Source organism: Helcococcus sp. KG196, from assembly GCF_046035495.1.
Taxonomy (GTDB): Bacteria; Bacillota; Clostridia; order Tissierellales; family Peptoniphilaceae; genus Helcococcus; species Helcococcus ovis.
Map to the genome: position 1 here is coordinate 1 of NZ_JBFNFI010000018.1, position 26249 is coordinate 26249.

General features: G+C 26.3%; 25 protein-coding genes and 1 other annotated feature. Of the genes, 17 read left to right on the top strand and 8 right to left on the bottom strand.

From position 1 onward, the window contains the following. Positions 1-50 precede the first annotated feature (50 nt). Positions 51-173, top strand: coding sequence for an NPXTG-anchored protein (locus ABGF45_RS07235; RefSeq protein ID WP_408112539.1), 123 nt, complete (start codon positions 51-53; stop codon positions 171-173). A 313-nt stretch (positions 174-486) separates the two neighbouring features. Further along, positions 487-1200, top strand: a complete 714-nt coding sequence (locus ABGF45_RS07240) for a hypothetical protein (protein ID WP_134711905.1) — start codon at positions 487-489, stop codon at positions 1198-1200. 229 nt (positions 1201-1429) lie between these two features. Here ABGF45_RS07240 and ABGF45_RS07245 read toward each other — a convergent pair whose 3' ends face one another. Beyond that, positions 1430-3028 carry an FAD-binding protein gene (locus tag ABGF45_RS07245; RefSeq protein ID WP_134744239.1) on the bottom strand — a complete coding sequence of 533 codons (1599 nt, stop codon included), beginning with the start codon at positions 3026-3028 and terminating at the stop codon, positions 1430-1432. 102 nt (positions 3029-3130) lie between these two features. Between ABGF45_RS07245 and ABGF45_RS07250 the strand changes: the two genes are divergently transcribed. From ABGF45_RS07250 to ABGF45_RS07260, 3 genes are read left to right on the top strand one after another with little or no spacing between them, the layout of a single operon-like run. Continuing rightward, a complete protein-coding gene (locus ABGF45_RS07250) occupies positions 3131-4063 on the top strand; it encodes an Abi family protein (protein ID WP_134744238.1) in 933 nt (310 codons plus the stop codon). 1 nt (position 4064) lies between these two features. Next, the gene (locus tag ABGF45_RS07255) at positions 4065-5204 is read left to right on the top strand and encodes an exonuclease SbcCD subunit D (RefSeq protein WP_134711908.1); all 1140 of its coding nucleotides are present in this window, start codon (positions 4065-4067) and stop codon (positions 5202-5204) included. Beyond that, complete coding sequence (locus ABGF45_RS07260) at positions 5191-7917, top strand: AAA family ATPase (protein ID WP_134744237.1); 2727 nt, start codon at positions 5191-5193, stop codon at positions 7915-7917. The genes ABGF45_RS07255 and ABGF45_RS07260 overlap by 14 nt, the downstream gene beginning before the upstream one ends. 306 nt (positions 7918-8223) lie before the next feature. On the opposite strand, the gene ABGF45_RS07265 is transcribed toward ABGF45_RS07260, so the two are convergent. The 6 genes from ABGF45_RS07265 to ABGF45_RS07290 form a co-directional block, all read right to left on the bottom strand. Beyond that, positions 8224-9549, bottom strand: coding sequence for a D-serine ammonia-lyase (locus tag ABGF45_RS07265; RefSeq protein ID WP_134711910.1), 1326 nt, complete (start codon positions 9547-9549; stop codon positions 8224-8226). Between the two features lie 71 nt (positions 9550-9620). Next, positions 9621-11249 carry a MutS-related protein gene (locus ABGF45_RS07270; protein ID WP_167554113.1) on the bottom strand — a complete coding sequence of 543 codons (1629 nt, stop codon included), beginning with the start codon at positions 11247-11249 and terminating at the stop codon, positions 9621-9623. A 65-nt stretch (positions 11250-11314) separates the two neighbouring features. Then, a complete protein-coding gene (locus ABGF45_RS07275) occupies positions 11315-11785 on the bottom strand; it encodes a DUF1307 domain-containing protein (RefSeq protein ID WP_134711912.1) in 471 nt (156 codons plus the stop codon). Positions 11786-11807: 22 nt separating this feature from the next. After that, complete coding sequence (locus ABGF45_RS07280; RefSeq protein WP_134711913.1) at positions 11808-12428, bottom strand: DUF1307 domain-containing protein; 621 nt, start codon at positions 12426-12428, stop codon at positions 11808-11810. Further along, on the bottom strand, positions 12428-12574 hold the full coding sequence (locus ABGF45_RS07285; RefSeq protein WP_167554114.1) for a hypothetical protein: 147 nt from the start codon (positions 12572-12574) through the stop codon (positions 12428-12430). Before ABGF45_RS07285 ends, ABGF45_RS07280 begins: the two co-directional genes overlap by 1 nt. Before the next feature lie 31 nt (positions 12575-12605). Further along, positions 12606-13262, bottom strand: coding sequence for a phosphatase PAP2 family protein (locus ABGF45_RS07290; protein ID WP_134711914.1), 657 nt, complete (start codon positions 13260-13262; stop codon positions 12606-12608). A gap of 169 nt (positions 13263-13431) precedes the next feature. On the opposite strand from ABGF45_RS07290, the gene ABGF45_RS07295 reads away from it, so the two are divergent. Both ABGF45_RS07295 and galU read left to right on the top strand, forming a co-directional pair. Beyond that, positions 13432-14814, top strand: coding sequence for a hemolysin family protein (locus ABGF45_RS07295; protein ID WP_134711915.1), 1383 nt, complete (start codon positions 13432-13434; stop codon positions 14812-14814). Further along, positions 14801-15688, top strand: coding sequence for a UTP--glucose-1-phosphate uridylyltransferase GalU (gene galU / locus ABGF45_RS07300; protein WP_408112698.1), 888 nt, complete (start codon positions 14801-14803; stop codon positions 15686-15688). The genes ABGF45_RS07295 and galU overlap by 14 nt, the downstream gene beginning before the upstream one ends. Before the next feature lie 44 nt (positions 15689-15732). Here galU and nth read toward each other — a convergent pair whose 3' ends face one another. Further along, positions 15733-16389, bottom strand: coding sequence for an endonuclease III (gene nth / locus ABGF45_RS07305; RefSeq protein WP_408111815.1), 657 nt, complete (start codon positions 16387-16389; stop codon positions 15733-15735). A 111-nt stretch (positions 16390-16500) separates the two neighbouring features. Between nth and ABGF45_RS07310 the strand changes: the two genes are divergently transcribed. From ABGF45_RS07310 to atpA, 10 genes are all read left to right on the top strand, one after another. Beyond that, complete coding sequence (locus ABGF45_RS07310) at positions 16501-17613, top strand: FtsW/RodA/SpoVE family cell cycle protein (protein WP_134711918.1); 1113 nt, start codon at positions 16501-16503, stop codon at positions 17611-17613. Between the two features lie 136 nt (positions 17614-17749). Then, positions 17750-17950, top strand: a binding site (T-box leader). A 298-nt stretch (positions 17951-18248) separates the two neighbouring features. After that, positions 18249-21341: an isoleucine--tRNA ligase gene (gene ileS, locus ABGF45_RS07315; RefSeq protein WP_134711919.1), complete on the top strand. Its 3093-nt coding sequence runs from the start codon at positions 18249-18251 to the stop codon at positions 21339-21341. A 254-nt stretch (positions 21342-21595) separates the two neighbouring features. Then, on the top strand, positions 21596-21814 hold the full coding sequence (locus ABGF45_RS07320) for a hypothetical protein (protein WP_408112697.1): 219 nt from the start codon (positions 21596-21598) through the stop codon (positions 21812-21814). Positions 21815-22087: 273 nt separating this feature from the next. Continuing rightward, on the top strand, positions 22088-22312 hold the full coding sequence (locus ABGF45_RS07325) for an AtpZ/AtpI family protein (protein WP_134711920.1): 225 nt from the start codon (positions 22088-22090) through the stop codon (positions 22310-22312). After that, positions 22299-22715: an ATP synthase subunit I gene (locus ABGF45_RS07330; RefSeq protein ID WP_167554115.1), complete on the top strand. Its 417-nt coding sequence runs from the start codon at positions 22299-22301 to the stop codon at positions 22713-22715. Before ABGF45_RS07325 ends, ABGF45_RS07330 begins: the two co-directional genes overlap by 14 nt. After that, positions 22705-23403: a F0F1 ATP synthase subunit A gene (atpB, locus tag ABGF45_RS07335; protein ID WP_134711922.1), complete on the top strand. Its 699-nt coding sequence runs from the start codon at positions 22705-22707 to the stop codon at positions 23401-23403. Before ABGF45_RS07330 ends, atpB begins: the two co-directional genes overlap by 11 nt. Before the next feature lie 17 nt (positions 23404-23420). After that, a complete protein-coding gene (atpE, locus tag ABGF45_RS07340) occupies positions 23421-23681 on the top strand; it encodes an ATP synthase F0 subunit C (protein ID WP_134711923.1) in 261 nt (86 codons plus the stop codon). A gap of 25 nt (positions 23682-23706) precedes the next feature. Next, a complete protein-coding gene (atpF, locus tag ABGF45_RS07345; protein ID WP_134711924.1) occupies positions 23707-24213 on the top strand; it encodes a F0F1 ATP synthase subunit B in 507 nt (168 codons plus the stop codon). Further along, positions 24206-24742, top strand: a complete 537-nt coding sequence (gene atpH / locus ABGF45_RS07350; protein ID WP_134711925.1) for an ATP synthase F1 subunit delta — start codon at positions 24206-24208, stop codon at positions 24740-24742. The genes atpF and atpH overlap by 8 nt, the downstream gene beginning before the upstream one ends. A gap of 4 nt (positions 24743-24746) precedes the next feature. Beyond that, positions 24747-26249, top strand: a complete 1503-nt coding sequence (atpA, locus tag ABGF45_RS07355; RefSeq protein ID WP_408112696.1) for a F0F1 ATP synthase subunit alpha — start codon at positions 24747-24749, stop codon at positions 26247-26249.

Here is a 26249-nt window from a genome sequence, read left to right on the forward strand (position 1 = left end):
CAGGAAAAGACTTAGTATTTGAAAATGTTGTAACATATGAAATTGGAAACATAAATACAACTGTAAATTCTAATCCAAATCCAAATACAGGAGATTCATCAATATTTTCATCAATTGCTACATTAGTTACAGCAGCTGCTGCATTTGTAGGGATTAAAAAGAAAAAAGATTAATAGAAATATTTAAATATATTAAAATTAATTTTTATTTAATGATAGGCAAATAATGCTTATTAAATAATAGTGAAAAGATTAGAGATTGAAGGATTTCTAATCTTTTTGCGTATAAATGTTATAATGTTAGCATGATGGAGTAGTGTTTATAAAATATTGTAGAAAAGAGTCCAAATTTTTACTAGATATTAGGATTAAGTAATAAGTTTGTATTTTTAGTAGAATATTTTATTAATTACTTTTTTGTTAAATATTTGTATTTATAAATGTTATATATTATAAATAACCTATAATATATATAGGAGAGGATGTTATGAAAAAAATTAAAAAATTAAATTTGTTATTTTTTTGTTTCATTATCTTATTAACTTCATGCGGTTTATTTGGTAATAAGACACCAAAGCAAATTAAACAAGGAATAATGAATTACTATAAAAATTATAAAATGTTAGAGTTGGATTTATATATTAAGCAAAAAAATAATAAAGTAAAAAACATTAAAGAAGATTTAAAAGTTAAGCTTAAAATTGATTCAAATAAAAAAATTTTTGCAAATTTAAAAAATCAAGATTTTGTAGCTTCAATCTATTCTGATTTATCTACATTAAATAGTGCTAAATTTTATGTTAATATATTTGGAAAATGGAATAAAATACAACAAGATTTAACCCAAATCATAGATAAGGCAAAAATATCTGGTAAATCAAACGAAGAAAAAATTACTTCTCTAATAAATCAATTATTTGAACGCAAAGCATTTACTGTTTCAAAAGAAAATTCTACTTATGTTTTAGCTACAACTATGGTAAAAATCAAAGAAGAATTATTAGGTGATTTTGATAGAGATTTATTAAAAAAAGATGAAATGTTTAATGATGATAATAAAGTTGAAATTAGAGTAGATGCTTCAAATTATTTTATTAAAGAAATAAAACTATTCAATAAAAATATGCAACTAAATACATCTGAAATTAAGAAAGTTAATGGTGAAATTAAAATTCCAACTGAAGCATTGAATGTAAAATAATTTATCAAATTTTCATAATTTTAGTTATACAAAACTAAAGACACAGTCAAGGGGGGATTTTGGGTAAAATGAACCCTTGACTTTGGGTTTGGCAATGTAAATAGAGATCGTAATAATTTTATATATTAGTATATTGATGTTTAAGCAATTTTATTTATTAATCTTTTTAATTTCGGTATTTTTATTTTATCTAATTATGTGAAGCTTAGTATATTAGAGTTTAAAATATCTATATTTTTTCTTTTAATTTTTTTAAGAAAATGATGATAAACTCTTTTAAGTCTGCAACTATACCATAATCACAATTACCAAATATTTTTGCATGTCTATCTGTATTAACTGCAATTATTGTATCAGCATTTATGGCATTTAAGTGGTAAATGGAACCTGATATTCCAAGTGCAAAATAAATCTTGCCATTAAATTTTTTACCGGTAGAACCTATATAGCGTTCATTTGGTAACCATTCAAGTTCTTCTGAAATAGGTTTTGTGCAAGCGATTGTAGCACTGATACTTTTAGCAAGTTTTTCAACTTCTATTATATTATCTTTATCTTCAATTCCTAACCCAAATGAAACAACATTTTCAGCTGACTCTATATTACCGTATAATTTCTCAGAGTTTTTTGAATTTTTTATATCATTTATAATATATTCAATAAGGTTGTCTACGTTTTGTTCTAAATCATTATCTTCGAAAATGATGGATTTTCTTTTTTTTGTGTTTATATCATTTGAGTTTTTATTTAAAACATCTACACATGCAATTTTTTCAATTATTTTATCAGTGATAATTAAATTTATATTTTCTAAATTTGAATTGAAAATATTATTAAAGTTAATATCTTTTTTAGATCTAAGTTCACTTATTAATTTTTCATTATTATAATTTAGCTGAATTTCAAAATTTATAATTTCTAAAGCTAAGTTTTCATTAAATAATTTAGCTAATAATGAATCTTTAGAGGAATCTAAGCCATTTGATTTTATTTCTGCTGCCTTATATGTAAGCAATTTTGCTGCCTCAATATTTGCACTTATTTTTGAAAAACTTTCAAGAATTTTTGAATTATTACTTAAATTTTTAATTTTAGTTAATGACGAAATTATTTTATCATAGTAATCTAGAGAAATACCCAAGTAATGTGCGGCTAATGAAAGATGATTTTCAATAAGTAAATTTATGCAAATTTCATAACCACTATTAAAATCACCTAATACATTCGTCTCCGGTATTTCTACATTATCAAATGAAATATATATATCTTTACCAATATTTTCTATTTTTATTCCATTTAAATCTTTTTCAACAATTAGAAGAGTTAAATTTTTTGATTTATTTTTAGCTAAAACAAGAAATACATCAGCTTCATTTGAATTATATGGAAAATATTTTTTGCCATTAAGTATTAATCTAGTTTTATTTTTAATTATTGATGTTTTTGATTTTTTTAAGTCTAAATTATCTTTTTCTTCCGATAATAGTACTGAAGCAATTAATTCACCATTATCAACAGGAGATAAATATTTTATTTTTTGATTAAAATTGCCATATTTAAATAGTCCATTTATAAAATAATTATTTGAAATAATACTAAATGAGGTATTAGAATTAAATTTAGATATTTCTTGGATTGCTAAAACATGATTTAGATAATCTCTTCCAAAGCTTCCATATATCTTAGGACTATGAAATCCAAACAACTTGTCTTTTTTTAACTTTTTTATTGTTTTTTTTGAGAATGTATTTTTTATTAAAAATTTATTTGTCCAATTTTTTATATTTTTTTCATATTCTACGTATTTTTCTTTTAAACTGTAAAGCATTTCTTCCTCACTTTTTAGATATATATTTATTATACTAAGCAAATATTAAATAATAAAGGATTAATTTTAATATTATGATAAAATGTAGTAAAAGGGGTGCTTATGTCAAATTATTTTAAAACTATAGATGAACAAATTAATATTTTAAAATCAAGAGGATTAGTTATAGATAATGAAGATTATGCAAGGGATATTTTGTTAAGATATAACTATTATAAAATTATAAATGGTACATATAAATTTTTAATTGATAAAAAAACAAATATGTATAAGAAAGGTACAAAATTTAATGATTTGGTAGATTTACATGAGTTTGATAAAGAGTTAAAAAAAATTTTGATAGCAGCTATGTTAGAAATTGAGAGAATTGCCAGAAGTATCATTTCATATAAATTTGTTGAAAAATTTCAAGAACCGGGTGAATATTTAAATCGAAAAAACTTTGATTGTAAAGATTTAGAGCTTGTAAATATTAATATTGAAAGAATGAAGGAATCAATTAAAAAGTTTGAAGAAGAGAAAAATTATAATAGAAGTATAAAATATTATTTGTCAAAATATAATTCTGTACCATTTTGGTTTATTATAAACTTTATGACCTTTGGAAATATAATAAATATATATGAAACTTTTGACTTTTCATTAAAGGAAAAAATAGCAGATGAATTTCAAAAATTTGTTGAAGAAAATATTGAAAAAAATATAGAGGGTCATTTGACCCCATCACAGTTAGAATCATTTTTGAAGAATGCTAAAGATATTAGAAATATTTGTGCTCACGATAATTTAATTTTAGATTTTGAATTTAATCCTATTGAGTATTTTTCGGCTATCCATGAAGTATATGGCATCAATCAAACTTATAAAAGAAATAGATTATTTGATACCGTAGTAGTATTACAAGCATTATTGCCTAAAAAATATTATGTAGAAACTGAAATGAAAATTAAGTATGAAGTTGAAAAATTAAGACAAAATATTGATAAATCAGTATTTGATAAAGTTATGAATCAAGTAGGATATAAAAGAGGTTAAAATGAAGATAATGCATTTGGCAGATTTACACATAGGTAAAAATGTAGACGGATACTCTATGATAGAAGATCAAATTTATGCTTTAAAAGAAATTGTAAATCTATTAGAAAAAGAAGAAGTGGATGTTCTTTTAATCGCAGGAGATATATATCAAAATTCTGTGCCGTCGGCAGAAGCTATTAAGGTTTTTGATGATTTTATAACGTCAGTAAAAAGATTAAATATTAAAATTTTAATTATTAGTGGTAATCATGATTCATCAGAAAGATTGGCATTTGCGTCTGATATTTTATCAAGTGCCGATATATATATTTCCAGACCATATAATAGAGAGATTCAAAAAGTAACTTTTAGTGATAAATATGGAAAAATTAATTTTTATTTATTCCCTTATGTTAAGCCTATTCATGTTAAGCAGTTTTATCCGGAAGAGAAAATTGAAGATTACAGTGATGCAGTAAGAATAGTTTTAGAAAATGTTGAAATTAATAGAAATGAGAGAAATGTAATATTATCACACCAATTTATATTAAATGCGAAACTTTCAGAATCTGAAGAAATATATGCCGGACTTTTAGAAGCTGTGCCGGATTATTACTATGAAAAATTTGATTATATTGCTATGGGACATATTCATAAAAAACAATCATTTTTAAATGGAAAATTGAGATATCCCGGCTCACTATTAAAGTATTCTGCTAGTGAAACAGGTTATGATAAATCTATTACGTTAGTTGATTTTAAGGAAAAGGGAAATATAGAAATATATGAGAAAAAAATTAATTATTTGAGAGATATGAGAACTATTAAAGGTAAATTTGAGGAAATTATAAAGAATTCAATTAATGATAGAAATAAGGATGATTACATTCACCTAGTTTTAGAGGATGAAGATGATATATTAGATGGAATGCAGAAAATCAGAAAAATATATCCAAATACATTAACTATGAAATATATAAATAAAACATATGGAAATGATGATTTTGACAGCTTACAAAAAACTATTAAAAATAAAAATCCTTTGGAAATTTTTGAAGAATTTTATCAACAAAGAACAGGTAAAGATTTAAGTGATGATAAGAAAAAAATTATGAAGGATATAATTGAAAAAATATGGAGTGATAATGAAAATAATTAATCTTACAATGCAAGCATTTGGTCCTTTCAGGGATAAAATAAGCATTGATTTTGATAAATTTAATAATGGAGTATATTTAATAAGTGGAAATACAGGTTCAGGTAAAACTACTATTTTTGATGCGATAACATTTGCATTGTTTGGAGATTCAAGTGGTGGGGAAAGAGATGAAAGTATGATTAGATATATTGCATCAGACCCTAATGTTGAAACTTATGTTCAATTGGAATTTGAATATAAAAGTAAAGTTATTAATATTAGACGTACACCTAAATATGAAAGGGCGAAAAAAAGAGGAGAAGGTTTTACTTCAAAAGGTAGTAAAAAAACAATTATTAAATTATCTGATGGAAAAATAATAGATGATTTAAAGCAAGCAGATCAATTTATAATAAATTTGTTAGGTGTGGATTCTATCCAGTTTAGACAAATAGTTATGTTAGCTCAAGGAAATTTTATGAAATTATTAAAAGCATCAAATGAAGAAAAATCAAGACTCTTTAGAAAAATATTTTTTACGGAAAAGTATAATAAACTGGAATTTGAAATAGCAAATAAACTAAAGGAAATATCTAAAAAAAGAGATGAATTAATTTATATTCGAGAAGAAATTTTTAGTAATTTTAGATATAATTATAAGAATGACGATGAATTTGAAGATTTAAAAAATATTTCTGTTGAAGAAGTGATAAATAATATAGAAAGAGTAAATGTTGAATATAGTACACAATATGAAGTGTTAAATAGAGAAATTGAAAAATTACAAGAAGATATTGACTTAAAGAAACATTCATTGGAAAATGTGAAATCATATAATTTAACAAAAGAGCAAATAATTAAATTAGAAAAAGAATTTAAAAATATAAATAAAAATTTTATTGAGTATAAAGAAAAATATAATAATATCTCAACTATTGAAAATGAAATGGAAAATATAAATGCGAATATAAACTTGCTTAATATTGAAAAGGATAAATTTACTAAATTAAATGAAATTACAAATAAAATAGAATCTGAACAAAAAAATAATGAAAATATATATCAAAATTTAGTCTTGAAAAAGGAAGATATATATAACATTGATATTAAAATTTTGGATATAGAAAACTTTTTAAAAGAAAATAAAAATATTGAAAAACAAATATCTGATAATAAGCTAAAAATAAAAGATTTAGAATTATCTATTGAGCGTTTAGGAAAGTATATAGAAATAATAAATAATATACTAAAAGAAACAAATAATAAAGATAATTTAATAATAGACTATGAAAAGTTGAAGCCGATTATTAAAGAGAAACAATCAAAATATGAAGAAGCAGAAGAGATATTTTTTGAATCCCAAGCAGGCATTTTAGCAAAAAATTTAGAAAAAGGTAGACCTTGTCCGGTCTGTGGTTCTATAGAACATCCTAAATTAGCAATTTTTAAGGACGACTTACCTGATAAAAAATCTGTAGAAAAATTAAAAAAAGATTTTGAAAAATCTCGAAAAGAACTAGAAAACTTAAAAAATGAAATAAATTCTTCCGATAAAACTATTAGTATATATAATAAGCAAATTTCAGAATTTGAGGAATATAAAGATTTAAATAACAATGAATCACTAATTTTAAGTGAAAAATTAAATAATGATTATAATTTATTGAAAAACGAAAAATCAAATTTAGAAAATATAAAAAAACTAATTGATGAGAAAATTTATGAAAAGGAAAGAATTTTAATAAGTAAGAAAAATTTTGAAAATGAATTAAAAGAATTAAATGATGATTTGATTAAAAATGAACAAAATATTAAAAATTTAAATGAACAAAAATTTGAAGAAAGTATCAAATTAGGAAATAAATCAGAAATAGATGTTGAAAATGAAATAGATAGATTAGTTCAAAATAAAAATATTCTTACGATGGAAATAAAAGATGTGAGAGATAAATATTTTGAATATTCAAAATATTATACAGAAATTTCTAAAACATTAGATATACTAAAATCACAACTTGATGAAAAATATAATATTGATATTAATGGGTTGGAAAGTGAATTGAAGGGATTGGAAATTCAATTAAAAGATAAAAATATGAAATTATCCGATATTCATTTTAATTTGGAAAATAATAAAACACAATTGAAAAAATTGAAAAGTAATTCAGATAGTTTTAAGAGTGTAGAAAATAAATATTTAAGTATACTTGAACTTAATGATGTTATTAAAGGTAAAGTTAGTGGTACATCAAGAATTAAGTTTGAAACCTTTGTACAAACAATATTTTTGGATGAGATTTTGTATCATGCAAATTTGAGGTTTAATAAGATGACTAATGAAAAGTATAGTTTAAGGAGAAAGACTGAAGCAAGTAATCTTATGGAACAGTGGGGATTGGATTTAGAGGTAGTAGACCATCATAATAAAAGTCAAAGAGATATAAATACATTATCAGGGGGAGAATCATTTCAAGCTGCATTATCACTTGCATTGGGATTATCAGATGTAGTTCAAATGCAAAGAGGGGGTATTGAATTAAATTCAATGTTTATTGATGAAGGATTTGGAACATTAGATAGAGATACACTTTCCAAAGTTATGTCTACATTATTCGATATTAGTCAAGATAATAAATTAATAGGTATAATTTCTCACGTGGAAATGCTTAAAGAGCAAATAGATAAGAAAATAATAGTGGAAAAGTCTGTTGATGGAATTTCTAGAGTAATTTAATATTTAAAACATAAAAAAGGAGCTTTGGGCTCCTTTATTTACTCGATCGATGTCACCTATGAATTTATAAATATGGGTGAGAGTAATCCATAGAGATAAAATTATAAATTCAATATACTATTGACAGCTCTAAATAGCATGGTATCTAAGATGGCGGTGACTCCACCTTAAACAAACACTTCTTTTAGAGAGGACTAAAGGAAGTGTTAGTGATATCAACTCCATATTTATATATTACAACAGATTTTATAATTTGTTAATGTCATTATTGTTACAAAAATTTAATACTTTTTTAAAAAAATGGTACTATTTTGAAAGGTATTCATTCATAACATCTTCAGGGACTAAATTTCCACCGGTTGCCCAACAAATGTGAGTAATATTATCTAATTTATCCATTAAATTATGATTTTCCAAATATTCTTTTGCGTTTTCATAATTAAATAAATCAACAGCACCATCAATTGATGCACATGAAGATGGTTCAATTCTTATATCTTCTAATTCATTTAATTTTTTCAAATGTTCAAATAATACATCATCATTACAAGTGAATATACCGCTTAGAAGTGTTTCCATTGTGAATCCTGAGAATTTTGATGGTCTTGCTACGGATAATCCATCAGCTTCTGTAATACCGTCAATTCCTAAATCATGTACAGAAACTTCAGAGTGTAATTTAGTGGATGCTCCAATTAAGAAACTTGGAATGTGTGTAGTTTCAACAAAAAATGCGTGAACATTATCTCCTAAAACCTTTCTAAATCCAAATGCAACACCTCCTGATGATCCACCTACCCCGCATGGCATGTATAAGAATATAGGATGGTTTTCATCAACTTTTATATTCATTTCTTCCAATTGTTTTTTTACTCTTAATGCAGCTACAGAATATCCTTTAAATAATGTTTTAGAGTTCTCATCATCAACAAAATAACTATAAGGATCTTTAATAGAAATTTCTCTTGCTTGAGTTATTGCACTAGAAAATTCTCCATCATATTCTATAACAGTTGCACCTTTATTTCTTAAGTGAGTTTTTTTCCATTCTTTAGCATCATTTGACATGTGTACTATTGTATTAAAACCTAATGCAGCTCCCATTACTCCAACTGAAATTCCTAAATTACCGGTAGAAGCAACTTGAACTGTATATTTTGAAAATAATTTTTTAAAATTTTTATCTGAAAATTGACTATAATCTTTTGAATCGTCTATTAAATTATTTTCTTTTGCTAAAGTCTCAGCAAAAACTAAAACTTCATATAATCCACCTCTAGCTTTTATAGAACCACAAACAGGTAAGTGAGAATCAAGTTTTAGGTATAAGTTTCCTTTTAAGTTTTTTTCATCCTTATATTTTTTTTCTAAATTTTCTAAGTGTACTAAAGGAGATTCTAATATTCCTTTTGATTCTTCAACACCTTCAACAGCCGAAAAAAGTTTTACCATCAATGGTGCAAATCTTTTCATTCTCTTTTCAGCATCAATTATATCGTCTATAGTAAATTCAACATTTGCCCATGCTTTTTCACCTGTTTCTCTATCTGGATTTATCCAAACTGTTGGCTCTAAATTTGCAACTTTTTCTAGTAGAGGATTAATTGAAATTAATTCTTCTTTTGTATGCATTTTATTTACTCCTTAATTAATATCTACAAATATATATTTTATCAATAAATTTCTAAAATATAAATACTTTATTAAGATAATACTTCTTTTTTAGAATGTTCTACTATTTCTTTAGGAAAATTCATTATTTCTAGTAATTTTATTGCATTTTTTGTTTTAGATGCACCTTTATGTACTTTATAATCAAATATTAAATTATTATTATCTGTAAATGATTCCCTGAAATGTAAATTTACAAGCTTATTTTCAAACTTTTGAGTCAACTCAATATCATGTGTAGCTATAAATGAAAGAACATTTTTATCAATAAAATATTCAATAATACTTGAAGATGCTGCAATTCTTTCTGTAGTATTTGTACCTTTTAGTATTTCATCAATAAAATAATATGATTTATTAATCGCTATATCGTCCATAATTCTTTTTAAGGATTTGATTTCTGCAATAAAATAGCTTTCTCCAGAATCTATATTGTCTTTTATAGCCATTGAGGTTAATACATTTTCCGGTTTTAAAATAAATTCAGAAGCTAATGCCATATAAATTGTTTGAGAAAATATTATATTAATGGCAACAGATTTTACATATGTAGATTTTCCTGATGCATTAGATCCTGAAATCAAGATATTTTCTTTCCAATCTACATCATTTTTTATAGGATTTTTGATAAGTGGGTGGTATATGTTTTTTCCATAAACTTCATATTTTTTTGAAAAACTAGGAATACAATAATCTTTTACAATATTTTTAAAATTTAATATAGCTATTCCTGATTCAACATCACCTAAATTTTTCCATAAATCAAAAATTTCAGTTTTATTTTTAGATATTTCTTTTAATGCAAGTTTATGAAAAATAAGTTGAGTCATAAATATTTTATTTAAGAAATATGCTAAAAAATCAACAGACGAAGAAGCATGTGATTCGGCAACTAAAATCATTTTAGTTAGTTTATTTAATTTTGATATATTTTGTTTTATTTTATTTGTAATTTGTAAATTAAATTTTGAAATTTTTTTAGCAGTTTTAACTACACTAATAATGTAATTAATATTGTTAAAATCAGATTCGGTATTAAGTTTTTTATAATATGAAAAACCGGCATTAATTGCTAAAGATGGTAATAAAAATGCTATAAAAGTTTCAGATATAAAAAAATATCCTAATAGTATAAAAATAGGAAGCAAACCTAAGATTATATATAAATAAACTTCATAAAACTTTTTAGACTTAGCATTATCCACAAATTCCAATACTTTGTTATTTTCAAATTTACCTAATTTGTAAAAATTATATTGTGTTTTAATCCTATCTTTATCATATTTAGAATAATAATTTTGAATGTTTTCAAAAATTTCTTTATCTTCTTTTGAGGGATTTAAATTTCTTAATCTGTAATATAATATGGCACTTCCAACACTTGAATAAGTAGTATTAATCTTATTAAATATTTTAGTCATATCTAAATCATTCCATGTTAAATCATCGATATAGGTATTTGAATTTGAATATTTTTTTAATGTATAGTAAGAATAATTTAAAAATTCTTCATTTTCTGGAGGTGAAAATTCATAAAGTCTATATTTTCCCCATGAAGAAGAGATTTTTTTGATTATATATTTATAATTAGCTATCGCAGAAAATATGATAATAGAAGCTGAAATAGCTAAAAATATAAAAATTTCAGTCAAATTTTCCATGGTATTCCTTTCAAAAAAATGATGTCGCAAAAACACAAGGTTAGGTTGCCACATCATTTTAAATTTTATTTTTTTTCTATTTTCCATCCATTTTCTTTAAGCTTATTTAATATGTTATTTAAATTAATATTTTTTTCTTCAGATGCTTCAGATGGTAATAATTGATTATCTATCAAGCTTTTAATATTTTCTTTACTGCTTAAATCTAAATTTAATATTTCTTTTATTTCTTTGTCATACTTTGAAAAATTGTATTTTAATCCTTTTATACTTTTTTGAGTATCTTCAAATTTTTTTGCTATTTTTTCAATATTTTCAAGAGTTTTAGAATCGATTTTATCTAATTTTAATATATTTGTATGAATTATTTTAGAAACCTTATCTCCATTTTTAAAATATTCTATTTTAGTTTTTTTCCCATCTTGTTCATAAGTTGCAATAGCATCAGCATTAGTATTTATTGTCTTATTTGAACAAGCGCTTAATGAAAAAATCATAAATATTGATAATGATATTGAAATTATTTTTTTCCACATATATTTAATTTATACTCCTTAATTATCTTCTTTCTACATTAAATCCAGCTTTTTCGAATTGATTTAATATCTTATCCAATTGAATTTGAGTAGTACCTTTTTCAACTGCTATTAATCTTGAAGCTATTAGATTTTTTAATATTTCAGGATTATCTACATGCATGACTAAAACCTCATGAAGATTATTATTTTCGATATTAACGGAATACTCTATACCTTTTATTTTAGAATACTTTTGTTTAGTTGGTTCTATGTTTTCCTTAAAAATTTTTACAGTTTCCGGATCAAATTTAGATAAATCTGCATCCGTTATTTGTTCAACTTTTGTAACAATATTATTAATTGCATAATAATTTGTTTTAGTTACAGAACCATTTTTATCAGAGGTGACAATTCCTTTTAATTCTTCTTTTCCTAATTTTTCTGAATTAGTTTCTTTTTTATTATCAATCTTATTTTCTGAATTGGTTTCTTTTTTAGTATCCTTTTTATTTTCTGAATTAGTTTCTTTTTTCACTTCCGACTTAGTATCTTTTTTTATTTCTATTTTTGTTTCTTGTATATTTTTTACATTATTTTTGCCACAAGCTACTAGTGAAACTAACGCAAATGAAAGAATTAACAATTTAAATTTTAATTTCATTATTTATCCTTTTTTTCTTTTTCGTCTTCTTTTTCTAAGTCTTCTTTTTCTAAATTACCTTCTTGTTTTTCTGTAATTTCTTGATCTAATTCAACTTCTTTTTCAATTATTAGATCATTTTCCATTTTTTGTCTATTTATATCCATAACATTCTCCTTTTTCTTTTATTATATCATATCAATTCTTTGATTTTGTTAAAAATATCAATTCAATTGCTAAATAATTTAAAAATGCATGCAAAAATCCGAAAGGAATATCTAAAAATACGTGTTGTTTTACTAAAACAGTTGTAGCACATACTAATGTCATATATGCAATTAATAGTATTTTAGCAATGTTATTAAATTTTATTTTTAATAAGTAGAAAATTCCCAAGCTCATTACACATACGTGCATAGAAGGGGCTCCGGAATATGTGCCGTCAATTAAATATGTTTGTTTGATTAGTTGAGAAAAAATATCATTTCCTAAAAGATTAATATCATATCGTGGCACATATGTTTGAAATAACATAAATACAATATAAGCTGTTATTTGAGCTAAAAATAGCGATAAAATCAATTTTTTGTATTCGTTAAAATTCCTTTTATAGATTATATAAGCTGCAACTATTAATGCTGGGATATAGGTATGATATGGAATTATAAACTCTTTTATAAGAGGAATCATATCATCTAATGGTATTTTAATGTTTCTAACTGTACCAAATGGTCTATTGAATAATTCATATGTTGCCGCACAAAATAATATATAAATGATTAGCCATGAGAAAGCATATTTTTTCTCAAATAGTATATTTTTTATTTTTAAAATTGTAGATGTTTTTTGTTTCATATTTCTCCTAAATAAATTGTAATAATATTCACAAATATAATATCAACTTTAATGTAATAATTTCAAGTAAAATAAAAAAATTGTAATAATAGTAGTCTATTTGAAAATTGAATAAAGCTTATTATTGTGATATTATAATGTAAAAATATAAAGATTATTTGGAGGAAATATGGAATTACCGCAGGCCGTTCAAGATATTCATCTCTATAGCGGATCATTAACAGGATATATAATATTATCTATAATTTTAGTTTTAATAAATGCTTTTTTATCAGCATCTGAACTTGCAATATCTTCGGTAGATCAGAATTTACTTGAAGAAAAATCATCAGACGGGGATATAAGAGCAAAAAAAATATTATTGATTTTGGAAAATCAGACTAAGTTTTTGTCAGTAATGCATTTAGTATCTACTTTAGTGTCGTTTTTAAATGTTACACTTACCGCTTTATTGATTTCGCCAAGATTAGCGTTATATTTTAACAAAATTAATATACCTTATCCGTTGTTATTAGCACAAATATTAGTTACTTTGATTTTAACCTTGGTTATAATAATATTTGGAGAATTGATTCCTAGAAGAATTGCTTTTGGAAATATTGAAAGTTTTGCAAAATTCTCCATAGGTTTTGTGTCTTTAATTATATTTATTTTTAAGCCGATAGTTTGGTTTATATCAGGTATAACAAAAGTGTTCATGAAGATTTTAGGCATTGAAACTGATGAATTAGATTCTAAAATTACAATTAATGATATTAAGTCCTTAGTACAATTAGGTCATTCACAGGGCGTGATAGATAAAGTTGAAAGTGAAATGATTAATTCGGTAATAAGTTTTGATGAGACTTACGCAGAAGAGATAATGACTCCTCGTACGGAAGTTTTTATGATAGACATTAATGATGAATTTGTAAATTACAAAGATGATATGATGTCTTTAAAATATTCCAGGATCCCGGTTTATGAGGATGATGTAGATAACATAAAAGGAATTCTATATTTAAAAGATTATCTTTTGGAAAGTTATAGTGTTGGTTTTGAAAATGTTGATATAAAGAAAATTTTAAAGCCGGCGTATTTTGTACCTGAAAGAAAAAATATAAATGAATTATTTTCGGAGTTACAAACAAATAATAAATATATGGCACTACTTATTGATGAATATGGCGGATTTGCAGGAATTGTAACTATGGAAGATTTGATTGAAGAAATAGTAGGTAATATAGATGATGAATATGATTATGATGAGCCTGAATTAATTGAAATATCAGATGATGTGTATAAAGTTGTTGCATCTATTTCTATAAAAGATTTTAACAATCAAACAGGAAGTCAAATAGATGATGATTCGGAAGATTACGACACTATAGGAGGATTTATAATTTATCATTTAGGATACATACCCGAAGATGGGGAAAAACCTTCATTTGATTTTGAAAATTTGAGAGTGGAAGTATTGGAAGTAAAAGATAAAAGGATAGTAGAAGCTAAAATTACAGTGTTTGATGAGTTTACTCATAAAAAAGAGGACGGAGAAAATGAAGACAAATAATTTAAATGTAAAAAAGGCTGTAGTACCAGTTGCAGGATTTGGAACTAGATTTTTACCATTTACAAAGGCTGTTCCAAAAGAAATGTTGCCGATAGTAGATATTCCTACTATTCAATTAATTGTTGAAGAATTAGTAGAATCCGGCATTGAAGAAATTTTATTCATTACAAATAGAAATAAGCATGAAATAGAAGATCATTTTGATTATACAATTGAATTAGAACACTCTCTTCAAAAAAATGGAAAAGAGAAAGAATATGAAGCTATTAGAAAAATTGCAGATCAAGCTAATTTTTATTATAAAAGACAAAAAGAAACTAAAGGATTAGGACATGCTATTTTACAAGCAAAAGAATTTGTAGGTAATGATGCATTTGCTGTTGTTTTAGGTGATGATATTGTTTATAATCCTAAACAACCAGCTATTGGGCAACTTATTGAAAAATTTAATAAAGTAGAAAAAAGTGTTGTTGGATGTAAAAAAGTTCCTATAAGAGAAATTGATAAATATGGAGCGATAGAAGCTTATAAATTAGATGATAGAACATATAAAATAAAATGGTGTGTTGAAAAACCAAAGCCAGAGGAAGCACCATCAGATGTTGCTATATTAGGAAGATATGTTTTTACTAAGGATATCTTTAAATATATTGAAGAAACAAAACCAGGAAAAGGTGGAGAAATTCAAATTACAGATGCAATTGATTTGCTTGCTAAAAATGAAGGTGTTTTGGGTTATATCTATAATGGAAAAAGATATGATATTGGTAGTAAAATTGGATTTTTAGAAGCAACTGTTGAATATGCTTTAAGAGATAATGAACTTAAAGATGAATTTAGAGAATATCTAAAAGGTATATGTAAAGAATTGTAAAATTAAATCGACAATGTATCGCATTTGAAATACATTGTCGATTTTTATTTGTCTAAATTCAGCATTTTTCTGCAATGTAAGCTAATGTGCTTTATTGGGTCATTTTCACAATCTGGATTTCTTGATTTTGAAATTCTTCTTCCATAAAAAATTAAAACATGATGAGCTTTAGACCAATCTTTTTTAGGTATAAGTTCCATAAGTTGTTTTTCGGTATCTAATACATTTTCAGAGTTTACAAGCCCAATTCTGTTGGCGGTTCTGTGTACATGTGTATCAACAGCAATTGTGGGTATACCAAAAGCTACAGACATTACAACATTTGCTGTTTTTCTTCCTACACCTGGCAATTTAATAAGATTTTCTTTATTGTTCGGGACTTTTCCGTTAAAATCTGAAACTAAAATTTCGCACATTTTTTTTAAGTTCTTTGCTTTATTTTTATATAGGCCTAATGATTTTATCTCGTTTTCAATGTCCTTAATGTCAGCATTAATGTAATCTTCAGGAATGTGATATTTTTTAAAAAGACTTGAAGTTACAATATTTACACGTTCATCAGTACATTGAGCAGATAGCATAACGGCAATTAAAAGTTCAAATTCGTTTGAAAAATTTAATTCGGCTTTTGCATCAGGAAAGTAATCATATAAAATTTGTAATGCTTCCAGTTTTTCTTTTTTTGATAATTTATTTTTCATTTAAACTCCTGTAAAATTTTACTTTTTTTTAATTATTATTTGGTCTATAATAAATTATATCATAAAAAAATAATACAAATTATTTTGTAGTTATATCAAGGAGTTTCATTAATGTTTAATTTTTCGTGGAAAAATATAAAAAAATTAGATTTCATATTACTCTTTTCACTAATTATACTGGTTGTATTTGGACTTGTAGTATTAAATGCTGCGATAACACCGGTAGGAAGGACTATTAAATCTCAGATTATATCGACTATATTTGGATTTATAGGGATGGGTTTTATATTTATATTAAATTTGGATATATTCAAGAAATTAAAGTGGCTAATTTACATTGTTTCAGTTGGATTAATTCTTATGACAATATTTTTTGGATATGGTGGAGATAGTTGGGGGGCTAATTTATGGTTAAGGATTGGACCGATAAATTTACAACCCAGCGAAATATCAAAAGTATTACATATATTATTTTTGTCGATTTTATTAGGAGAGAATAAAAATAATATAAATAGTTGGAAATTTATTTTTAAATACTTAATTTTAGCTTTATTTCCAGTAGGCTTGATAATTGTTCAAAGAGATTTAGGTACAGCTATGGTTGTTTTATTTATAGTTGTTTCAATGCTTTTTGTTTCAGGATTAAAATGGAAAAAAATCGGTATATTACTAGGAGTTGCGATTTTAGCTCTTGTAATAAGTCTTCCGTTTATATGGTCAAATCTTGCAGGATATGCAAAGGACAGGATTTTAGATTTTAAGGATTCATCCAGAAATTTATCAACATCAACACATCAAACTGATAGAGGTTTAATCGCCTTAGGCTCTGGACAATTATTAGGAAGAGGATATAAATCCGGGCCATTTTCTCAAAATAGATACATACCGGAGCAACATACAGATTTTATATTTCCTGTGCTGGTAGAGGACTTTGGATTTTTAGGTGGAGCTTTTGCTATGCTGCTTTATTTTATTATATTCACCAGAATGGTTTTAATAGCATATAAATCAGATGATCTCTATCATACTACATTTGTTATAGGGGTATTAGCACTCTTATTTGTACACGTATTTGAAAATATGGGGATGACTATGAAAATTATGCCTGTAACGGGTATCCCGCTTCCATTTTTCTCGCATGGGGGAACATTCCAATTAATTAATTTATTATTGATGGGATTTGTCCTTTCAATCAGTATGAATAAGAAATCATTAGAATTTTAACTATATTTATATAAATTTATTTGTTTTAATTTGACAGGAAAACTTAAAATGTATAAATTAAATGATTTAAAATACTTCTAAACAAAATATTAAAAAATTGACAAAATCATGAAAAATATATATTATTAAAATGATATGAAAATCTGAGACTAAGACAGTAATTAATGGTGGATGAATAGAGAGATCTTGTTAGCTGAAAAAGATACTGAAGCTATTAATGAAAATCACTTATGAGATAATTTCCTGAAATAATTAAGGAAATTCGCTTGGCGGCGTTATGCTATGAGGCTATTATAAATAGTAAATTTGGGTGGTACCACGGATTTTCGTCCCTGCATTTTGCAGGGATTTTTTTATGACGTAACTTTGTCGCTCAGACGATGCGAAGCATCGACTGAAGACAAAAGTACGTCAAACGCAAAGCTACCCAATGAAAAGCGACCGAAGAGGGAGCTTTGAATTGAAGGTAGCAGGCGGGAAATGACGTAAGGGGAGAAGTATCAGACGATGCGAAGCATCGACTGAAGACAAAAGTACGTCAAACGCAATTATTTATAATATTAATTAAATTGAAATTATTAACATTCCTACTAAATGTGTAAAATATAATGTAAAAATAAAAATTGGAGGTAGTTATGAAATTTGAAGCATTATCAGAAAGTTCCGTTAAAGATAGAGAAAAACAGATTTCTGATTATTGGAAAGAAATTGATTTGTTGAAACAATCAACAGAAACTAGAAAAGATGGACCTAGTTATGTATTTTTTGATGGACCACCAACAGCTAATGGCAAACCCGGTATTCATCACGTTATATCCAGAACCTTAAAAGATATGACCTGTAGATATAAAACTATGAGAGGATATTATGTTGAAAGAAAGGCAGGATGGGATACTCACGGATTGCCTGTTGAAATTGAAGCTGAAAAGAAATTACACCTAAATTCAAAAAAAGAAATTGAAGAATATGGTGTTGAAAAATTTAATAAAGTGTGTAGAGAATCAGTATTTACATATAGTGGAATGTGGAAAGATATGTCAGATAGAATGGCATTTTTAGCTGATATGGATAATCCATATATTACATTGGATAATGATTATATTGAAACAGCATGGCATTTATTAGATGATTTTAATAAAAAAGGATTGCTATATGAAGGAGCTAAGATTTTACCATATTGTCCAAGATGTGGTACAGGACTTGCTTCTCATGAGGTTGCACAAGGATATAAAATTATTAAATCTCAAACTGCAACAGTTAAATTTAAATTAAAAGATAAAGAAAATGAATATTTTTTAGCGTGGACAACAACTCCATGGACACTACCTTCAAACGTTGCTTTGACTGTAGGTCCGGAAATTGATTATGTAAAAGTTAAGAAAGGTGATGAGTACTATTATCTTGCTGAAAAATTAGCTACAAAAGTTCTTGGTGAAGATTACGAAGTAGTTGAAAATTTAAGAGGTAAAGATATGGAATATATGGAATATGAACAACTTCTTCCATATATCAATGTTAATAAAAAGGCGTTTTTTGTAACATTAGCTGACTATGTAAGTATTGAAGATGGTACGGGTATAGTTCACTCTGCACCTGCATTTGGTGAGGATGACTATCAAGTAGGATTAAAGTACAATTTACCATTAGTAAATCCGGTTGATGAAGAAGGTAAATTTAAGGAAACACCATGGAAAGGTAAATTTGTAATGGATTGTGATTTAGATATCGTGATTTACCTTGGAGAAAATAATAAATTATTTTCGAAACAAAAAATGGAACACAATTACCCACATTGTTGGAGATGTGGTACACCACTGATTTACTATTCAAAACCATCATGGTACTTGAGAGTAACTGATGTTAAAGATAAAATGGTTGAAAACAATAAAGGTGTAAACTGGTTCCCAGCATTTACAGGAGAAAAGAGGTTTGGAAATTGGTTGGAAAATCTAAAAGACTGGGCAATTTCAAGATCAAGATATTGGGGGACTCCACTTCCTGTTTGGAAAAATGAAGCTGGTGATATCATGACTGTCGGTTCAAGAAAAGAATTAGCGGAAAAGGCAATAGAAGATGTTAATATTGAAACTTTAGATATGCATAGACCATTTGTTGATAATATTCACTTAAGAGGTGAAGATGGCTCAGTATATACAAGAGTCCCGGATGTTATGGACGTATGGTTTGATTCAGGAGCAATGCCATTCGCGCAAAATCATTATCCGTTTGAAAATACAGACAAATTTGAAAATCTGTTTCCAGCTGACTTTATTTCAGAAGGAATAGATCAAACAAGAGGATGGTTCTATACGTTGATGGCAATTTCAACAATGTATAAGGGAGTTGCACCATATAAAAACGTTTTAGTAAATGACTTAGTTTTAGACAAAGAAGGGAAGAAAATGTCTAAATCAAGAGGAAATACTCTTGACGTATTTGAAATGTTTGACAAACATGGTGCAGATGCAATTAGATTTTACTCAATTTATGTTTCACCGGCATGGGTGCCAACAAAATTTGATGAAGACGGTGTAAGAGAAGTTGAAGCTAAATTATTTAGAACATTGAGAAACACATATTCATTCTTCCAATTATATGCACAAACAGATAAGGTTGACCCTACATCATTTTTTGTAGACTATAAGGATAGACCTGAAATTGACAGATGGCTAATTTCAAAATATCATTCATTAATTAAATATTATGACAGGGAAATGGATGTATTTGAATATACTAATGTTGCAAGAAAAGTATTAGATTTTCTAGTTGAAGATTTATCAAATTGGTACATTAGAAGAAATAGGAGAAGATTCTGGAAATCGGAAATAAATGATGATAAGAAATCAGTATACAATACAACTTATGAAGTATTAGTTGGACTAACAAAATTACTTGCTCCTATGATACCATTCACTTCTGAAGAATTATATAGAAAACTTGTTGGAGAAAAATCAGTTCATTTGGAAAAATTACCACAGTTAGATGAAAGTTTAATCGATGAAAAATTGGAAGAAAAGATGGATATAGCAAGAAGAATTGTTACACTTGGTAGATCATCAAGAGAAGATGCTGCTATTAAAGTAAGACAACCGCTTAGCGAAATTCTATTAGATAAAAAGTATAAAAATGATTTAGAAACTCTAGTTTCATTGATTAAAGAAGAGTTGAATGTTAAAGAAGTTGTTTTCAGTGATCACATACAAGAATTTATGAATTTTGAATTAAAGCCAAACTTTAAGATTGCAGGAGCTATACTGGGCAAATATGTAGGTCAATTTGGTCAAGTATTAAAAAATGCCGATGCTAGAGAGTTAGTTGAAAAACTTGAAGAAGGTTCTTTAATGATGGATATTAACGGTGAAGAATTTGAAATTAAGAAAGAATATGTTGATATTAGAATCTCAAGTAAAGAAGGCTTTGATATTAAGATGGATAAAAATCTATTTGTAATTTTAGATACAGAATTAACACCTGAGTTATTAAAAGAAGGTTACATGAGAGAATTCATCTCAAAAGTTCAACAAATGAGAAAATCTAACGGGTATGAAGTAATGGATTCAATTGAAATTTTTTATGAAGCAGACGATGAATTAAGTTCTGTATTAGAATCATTTGGTTCAGAAATAATGAAGGAAACTTTGGCTGTTAAATTAGAAAAAATTGAATTATTTGAAGATGAAATACCATTGAATGATAAAGTTGTGAAATTGAAGTTAAATAAAAAATAAAACCAAAAATCCCATAAAGCCACGAGTCCTCGCTGCGAAGTAGATGCTGAGGTGGCTAGTGGGATTTTTGTTTTTTTACAATATTGCAAGTTTTTGTAAGATAAATCGAAGGTTAATATTTTAGAATTTTGCTAATATTTTAATACAAAATTAATATAAAAAATAATATATTTATTGAATTTAATAATGAATATAATTTTAATGAATTTGAAAATATTATATATATGTTTGATAAAGAAACAGATTAGGAATATATGGACTTTCAGGGGGGTTTATTTAATTATATTAAGTCGAAAGGTAAATCATATAATCCTTATTTAGTTGATTACGGAATAAATAAAATTATTAATAAATTAATTACAATAAATGGTAATAGGGTTATCCCTATAAGAAGTAATACAGGATCTCCTTACATTGATTCAGGGAGCACAGGATTTATAAAATTGTTGTTTATGTATAATAAAAAAATATAGAGATTTAATTATAGAACTATCTGAAAATTTAATAATTGAATTTGCACAAAAAACAGAATATTTTGATGGAATGTTAGGAATTGCAGATACTTTAATTTTGGAAATTTATTGTGGTTGCTTAAATAAAGAAGAATAAAATGTAATTGAATATTTTATATTATTATTAAAATTGAATATTCAATTTTAATTAAATAATTGTAACATTTTTTGTTTTTATTTATTATTGATATTTACTTCATTATTAGATAAAATGTAATAGACAAGAGGTGAAATATGAAAAATTTAGTTTTAATTACACAATTAGCAATTACTATGTCTGTTCCTATTATTTTAGGACTTTTACTTGGTAATTATATTGATAAATGGATTGGGACTAAATGGATATTTTCTATAATATTGTTAATAATGGGTGTTGCATCAGGATTTATTAATTCATATAAATTGATTATGTCTCTTAATTCTACTGAGAAAGGTGAAAAAGAATGTGATAGAAAATGAAAAATATGTAAATAGTATCATAATTAAAGTTCTTATTCTTTTGATTGTTGAAAGTACTATTATATTGATATTTTTTGATAAGGTTCTGCCTAAAATATTAGGACTTTTACTTGGTGGATTTGTTAGTATAGCATTTTTTAAAATACTTTACCTTAACATTGTTGTGGCAATTGAAAAAAGTGAAGCACAGGCTAAAAGGTATATGGCTATAAATTATTCAGTCAGGTATTTAATTTCAGGATTAATATTTTTTATTGCAGCCAAGTCAATTTATTTAAATATATTTACATGTTTAATTGGCATGTTGTCAATTAAATTTGTTTTTTATATAAATAATTTGTTTTCTTTTATCGAAGAAAGAAAAAATAATTCTGTCAGAAAGGATGGTAAAGATGAACATTAGTATAGATATTGTACTAAATGGTAAAATTTATACTATTTCTCCAGAATTAGTTAATTCAGTACTTGTTGTTTTTGTTTTGAGTTTAATTTCCATAATTATAGGAATTAAAGCTAAACGTGCTAATTTTAAAGAAAAGCCGAAAGGTATTTTACTATTAGCGGAAATTTTTGTTGAAGGAATGGAAAATCTGGTTACTGTTACCATGGGAAAAGCGAATGTTGGATTTACACCTTATATTACAAGTTTGGCAATGTTTTTAGCAACATCAAATTTGTTAGGGTTGTTAGGTCTTAAACCTCCAACATCAAATTATACAGTGCCATTTACTTTAGCAATAATTACAACATTGATGATACATATTAATAATATAAGATTTAATGGTATAGGAGCATATCTTAAAGGATATATTGAACCCATACCAGTTTTATTACCTATTAATTTATTAGGGGAATTAGCTAATCCAATATCATTATCATTCCGTTTGTTTGGTAATATATTGAGTGGGGTCATAGTAACAACATTACTTTATGCGGCGCTAAATAGTATCTCGGTGTTTTTAACACCATTTATTACGCCGGTGTTCCACGCATACTTTGATGTTTTTGCAGGCTTAATTCAAACATTTGTATTTATAATGTTGACAATGGTAAATGTATCATTGGCAATAGGAGATAGAGAAATTATTTAAAAATTTAGGAGGAAAATATGGGAAACATTAGTAGTGAAGCGTTTATTTTAGGGATGTCAGCTTTAGGAGCTGGAATAGCAATGATCGCAGGGTTAGGACCTGGTATCGGACAAGGTTTTGCAGCAGGTAAAGCTGTAGAAGCGGTAGGTAGACAACCTGAAGCAAAAGGAGATATCATACAAGTTTTACTAACAGGATGTGCTGTTGCTGAATCAACAGGTATTTATTCATTAATTATCGCATCAATATTATTATTCTTAAAACCATTATTAGGATAATATAAGTATTTAGAAAGGAATATAAATGGGAATTGAAGTAAAGATTATTCCTGAGTTTCCTGGAGTATTAATACAATTAGCAGCGACATTGATTTTATTCTTAGTTGTTAGATATTTCTTATATAAACCTGTAAAGGACTTACTAGAAAAAAGACAGGCATTTATTGAAAAAAGTATAAGAGATAGTGAATATGCTAATGCCGAAGCACAAAGAATCAAAGCAGAGTATGATACAAAGATTTTAGAAGCTAAGCAAGAATCATCTGAAATCATTTCAAAGGCAAGATCTTATGGAGAAGAAATTAAAAATAAAGCAATACAAGAATCCAAAGAATTGGCTAAAGTTGAATATGAAAAAGGTGTATTAGCTTTAGAAACTGAAAAAATCAAAGTAATGAAATCAATGAATGATGAAATTGCTGATATGGCAATTAGTGCTGCGGAAAAAGTATTAAGAGAAAAGGTAAATACAGATACTGATAAAAACTTGGTAAAATCATTTATTAAGGATTTGGAGGAGTCTTATGAATAATCGTGTAAGTAAAGTTTATTCAGAAGCATTTTTCACATTATCCTTAGAAAAGGACAAACTTGATATTCATAAAAAGGATTTACTTGAAATTGAAAAAGTTTTGAATGAATATGAAGAAATTAATCAATTATTGTTAAATCCTAATGTTACAAAAGATGATAAAAAGCAATTAATATCAAAAGTTTTTTCAGATATTGATGTAGATACATTAAATTTGCTAAAGGTATTAATTGATAAATCAAGGTTTTTAGTATTTAAGGAATTAGTAAAAGAATATAGAAAAAATTATAATATTAATAAAAATATAGCGGAAGGAATAGTTTATTCAGCGAATAAGCTGGATCAATCTGATCTAAACAATTTAATATTAATATTAGAAAAAAAATTCGAAAAAAAAGTTGAGCTTGAAAATAAAATTGATGAAACACTAATTGGTGGAATTTCCGTATTTATTGATGGAAAGAGAATAGACAATAGTATTAAGTCAAGACTTGAAGTTTTGAGAAGCTCACTTAAAGAAAGAGGGTGAATAGATGAAACTAAAACCGGAAGAGATCAGTTCAATCATTAAAACTATGATTGATAAATATGATCAAAAAACTGAAATAGTTGACGAAGGTACAATTATTGAAGTCGGAGATGGTATTTCACGTGTTCATGGACTAGAAGATTGTATGGCGGGAGAGTTGTTGGAATTTGAAGGTGGGGTATATGGAATGGCTCTTAACCTTGAAGAAAACAATATAGGGGCTGTACTTTTAGGTGATGATAATAACTTAAAAGAAGGTGGAAAAGTAAAGAGAACGGGACGTATTGCTGAAGTTCCCGTTGGAGAAAATATGATTGGTAGAGTTGTTAATGCTTTAGGACAACCTATTGATGGTAAAGGAAAGATTGAAACTACAGAATTTAGACCTGTAGAATCTCCGGCACCTCAAGTTATAGACAGAAAATCAGTTAATGAACCACTTCAAACTGGTATAAAAGCTATAGATGCATTAATACCGATTGGAAAAGGACAAAGAGAATTAATTATAGGTGATAGACAAACAGGTAAAACTACAATTGCAACTGATACAATTATTAATCAAAAAGGTAAAGATGTAATTTGTATTTATGTGGCTATCGGACAAAAAGAGTCTACAGTAGCAGGTATTGTAAATCTTTTTGAAAAGAAAGGTGCGATGGAATATACAATTGTTGTATCTGAATCTGCATCAAGACTGGCACCATTGCAATATTTAGCGCCGTATTCAGGTGTGGCAATGGGTGAATATTTTATGCATCAAGGAAAAGATGTATTAATAGTTTACGATGATTTAAGTAAACACGCCGTTGCATATAGAGCCATGTCCTTGTTGCTTAGAAGACCACCGGGACGTGAAGCATATCCCGGAGATGTATTTTACTTGCATTCAAGATTATTGGAAAGAGCTGCAAAATTAAGTGATAAATTGGGAGGAGGTTCAATAACTGCACTTCCTATTATCGAAACACAAGCCGGAGATATTTCGGCATATATTCCTACAAATGTAATTTCTATTACAGATGGACAAATATTCTTAGAATCAGAATTATTCTTCTCAGGACAAAGACCTGCGGTAAACTCAGGACTATCCGTTTCTAGAGTAGGGGGATCAGCTCAATTAAAGCCGATGAAGAAGGTTTCAGGTGGTATTAAACTTGAACTAGCTCAATTTAGAGAATTGGAATCATTTTCACAATTCGGTTCGGAATTAGATAAATCAACAAAATCTAAATTAGATCATGGTAAGAGAGTAATGGAAATAATGAAACAACCTCAAAATTCACCGGTTGACGTTAGAGATCAAGTAATTATTCTATATGCTACAACAAATAGACTATTAGATGATATCGAAGTTGAAAGAATTAAAGATTTTGAAGCAAACTTAATTGAATATGCACAAAATAACTATTCTGAATTAAGAGAAAAGATTTTAACAGAAGAGTTTTCAAAAGAATTACAACAAGAAATACATGACATGATTGTAGAATTTAAGAAATCTTACGCTTAG

What these genes read in the sequence shown, in the direction of transcription:
- ABGF45_RS07280 (WP_134711913.1), bottom strand. Translation starts at nt 12,428, where the DNA reads ATGAAATTAAAATTTAAATTGTTAATTCTTTCATTTGCGTTAGTTTCA.
- atpH (WP_134711925.1), top strand. Translation starts at nt 24,206, where the DNA reads ATGAATAATCGTGTAAGTAAAGTTTATTCAGAAGCATTTTTCACATTA.
- ABGF45_RS07265 (WP_134711910.1), bottom strand. Translation starts at nt 9,549, where the DNA reads ATGCATACAAAAGAAGAATTAATTTCAATTAATCCTCTACTAGAAAAA.
- ABGF45_RS07240 (WP_134711905.1), top strand. Translation starts at nt 487, where the DNA reads ATGAAAAAAATTAAAAAATTAAATTTGTTATTTTTTTGTTTCATTATC.
- ABGF45_RS07260 (WP_134744237.1), top strand. Translation starts at nt 5,191, where the DNA reads ATGAAAATAATTAATCTTACAATGCAAGCATTTGGTCCTTTCAGGGAT.
- ABGF45_RS07255 (WP_134711908.1), top strand. Translation starts at nt 4,065, where the DNA reads ATGAAGATAATGCATTTGGCAGATTTACACATAGGTAAAAATGTAGAC.
- atpB (WP_134711922.1), top strand. Translation starts at nt 22,705, where the DNA reads ATGAACATTAGTATAGATATTGTACTAAATGGTAAAATTTATACTATT.
- atpF (WP_134711924.1), top strand. Translation starts at nt 23,707, where the DNA reads ATGGGAATTGAAGTAAAGATTATTCCTGAGTTTCCTGGAGTATTAATA.
- ileS (WP_134711919.1), top strand. Translation starts at nt 18,249, where the DNA reads ATGAAATTTGAAGCATTATCAGAAAGTTCCGTTAAAGATAGAGAAAAA.
- ABGF45_RS07250 (WP_134744238.1), top strand. Translation starts at nt 3,131, where the DNA reads ATGTCAAATTATTTTAAAACTATAGATGAACAAATTAATATTTTAAAA.
- ABGF45_RS07275 (WP_134711912.1), bottom strand. Translation starts at nt 11,785, where the DNA reads ATGTGGAAAAAAATAATTTCAATATCATTATCAATATTTATGATTTTT.
- ABGF45_RS07295 (WP_134711915.1), top strand. Translation starts at nt 13,432, where the DNA reads ATGGAATTACCGCAGGCCGTTCAAGATATTCATCTCTATAGCGGATCA.
- ABGF45_RS07310 (WP_134711918.1), top strand. Translation starts at nt 16,501, where the DNA reads ATGTTTAATTTTTCGTGGAAAAATATAAAAAAATTAGATTTCATATTA.
- ABGF45_RS07270 (WP_167554113.1), bottom strand. Translation starts at nt 11,249, where the DNA reads ATGGAAAATTTGACTGAAATTTTTATATTTTTAGCTATTTCAGCTTCT.
- ABGF45_RS07320 (WP_408112697.1), top strand. Translation starts at nt 21,596, where the DNA reads ATGGACTTTCAGGGGGGTTTATTTAATTATATTAAGTCGAAAGGTAAA.
- ABGF45_RS07290 (WP_134711914.1), bottom strand. Translation starts at nt 13,262, where the DNA reads ATGAAACAAAAAACATCTACAATTTTAAAAATAAAAAATATACTATTT.
- atpA (WP_408112696.1), top strand. Translation starts at nt 24,747, where the DNA reads ATGAAACTAAAACCGGAAGAGATCAGTTCAATCATTAAAACTATGATT.
- ABGF45_RS07285 (WP_167554114.1), bottom strand. Translation starts at nt 12,574, where the DNA reads ATGGATATAAATAGACAAAAAATGGAAAATGATCTAATAATTGAAAAA.
- ABGF45_RS07325 (WP_134711920.1), top strand. Translation starts at nt 22,088, where the DNA reads ATGAAAAATTTAGTTTTAATTACACAATTAGCAATTACTATGTCTGTT.
- atpE (WP_134711923.1), top strand. Translation starts at nt 23,421, where the DNA reads ATGGGAAACATTAGTAGTGAAGCGTTTATTTTAGGGATGTCAGCTTTA.
- galU (WP_408112698.1), top strand. Translation starts at nt 14,801, where the DNA reads ATGAAGACAAATAATTTAAATGTAAAAAAGGCTGTAGTACCAGTTGCA.
- ABGF45_RS07245 (WP_134744239.1), bottom strand. Translation starts at nt 3,028, where the DNA reads ATGCTTTACAGTTTAAAAGAAAAATACGTAGAATATGAAAAAAATATA.
- nth (WP_408111815.1), bottom strand. Translation starts at nt 16,389, where the DNA reads ATGAAAAATAAATTATCAAAAAAAGAAAAACTGGAAGCATTACAAATT.